The organism is Lysobacter brunescens (genome assembly GCF_042677005.1).
In the GTDB taxonomy this organism is placed as follows: Bacteria; Pseudomonadota; Gammaproteobacteria; order Xanthomonadales; family Xanthomonadaceae; genus Lysobacter_I; species Lysobacter_I brunescens.
Genome location: NZ_JBHTIF010000015.1, coordinates 1 through 1,611, shown reverse-complemented (window position 1 = coordinate 1,611; position 1,611 = coordinate 1). Strand labels below are relative to the sequence as shown.

Here is a 1,611-nt window from a genome sequence, read left to right as displayed (position 1 = left end):
CCGCCAGGTGCTCCCGCGTGTAGACGCGATGGGCCCAGGCCAGGAACGCGACCGCGTTGCGGTGCTCGATCATCACGCCCTTGGGCTGGCCGGTGGTACCCGAGGTGTAGATCAGGTAGGCCAGCGCGGCGTTGTCCATCGCGACCGCGACACCGCTGTCGGGCTGGGCCTCGAACCGTGCGAGGTCGGTGACATCGATCAGTTCGAGCGGCAGTCCATCGACGCAGTGGCGGGTCGCCGGGGCGCCGAGCACGCAGTCGAGGGCGGCATCGGTGGCGATGTAGCGCAGGCGTTCGACCGGGTAGTCTGGATCCATCGGGACATAGGCCGCACCGCTCTTGAGGATGGCGAGGATGGCGACGACCAGATCGATGCCGCGCGGCAGGCAGACGCCGACGAGGGTGCCCGGCCTGGCACCACGCGCACGGAGGGCGGCGGCGATGCGGTTGGCGCGGGCGTCGAGCTGCGCATAGGTGAGAACGGCTTGGCCATGGCGCAGCGCGATCCGATCCGGGGTGCGTGCCGCCTGCTGTTCGAACAGCTCGTGCAGGCAGGCGTCCTCGGCAATGGACTGCGGATCGGCCACGCTGACCTGTTCGATCTGCGCCATCGTATCGGGGGCATGACACGTCAATTCGATCCCCGCCAGTGACGCGCATGCATCTCGGCCAAGCTGCACGAGAATCGAACCGAGGTCGTCCGCCATCCTGGCGATGAGTCCCTGCGCAAAGCATGTCTCGCGGAAGGCCAGGCGCAGATGCACGTCGTCGGCCAGGCAGCGCGCCTGAAGCCCGAGCTCCACACCCGCCATGGCGCCTGGCGCGGGCCAGTCTTCCGTTCCGACGGAGAACGCCAGCTGGAACAGCGAAGCCGTGTTCGGGCTTCGCGGTGGATCCAGCAAGCCGGCCAGCTGATCCAGCGGCATGTCGCGATGGATCTGCGCACCGGAAATCGCATCGCGGACCTGCCGCAGGAAATCGCCGATCGATTGCGTGGCCTCGCAATCGATGCGCAGCACGCTGGGAATATGCGCAGACGCGCACAGTGCATGCAGCTCTGCCGGACAACGCATGTCGGCGAAGGCACCGACGACCACGTCGCGCTCGCAGCCGTAGCGCGAGAGCAGGATCGCGAAGCCGCCATGCAGCAGCATCGGCAAGGTCATGCCGTGCCGCGCAGCCAGAGCCTTCAGGTTGGCGACGTCCGACGACGAGCAACGCACGGGGAGCGTGGCGAAGGCCTCGCTCGCAACTGCCGAAGTCTCGATGGACGGCAAGCCATGGCGCAACGGCAATCCTGCAAGCCTCGATCGCCAGTACCGCACGGATCCATCCCGCGCAGGCACGAGTCGTCCCGCATGGTCGTAACGTACGCGCCGACCGGTGCGCAGCACCGCGCATCCCCCGTCCAGCGTGGACAGGACGATCGCCTCGTACGCGCCCGAGCGGGCGGCACGCTCGACACGCGGACCGCCGATGTACAGCTCGCCTTCGACGCCGAGCGGCGACAGCTGCAGACGTTCATCGAGCACGTACAGCCGATCGTCCTCGGTCGAACCGGGCCATCCGCCGCCACCGGCCCGGGCCAGCAGCCACTCGCGTTCGCCCTCGC

The 1,611-nt window shown here is 68.3% G+C and carries 1 protein-coding gene; it reads right to left on the bottom strand.

The window, feature by feature from the left end; all coding sequences use genetic code 11:
* Positions 1 to 1,611 (bottom strand): AMP-binding protein (locus tag ACFQ0E_RS19125; protein ID WP_386826619.1); only part of this gene is annotated, 1,611 nt, incomplete at both ends.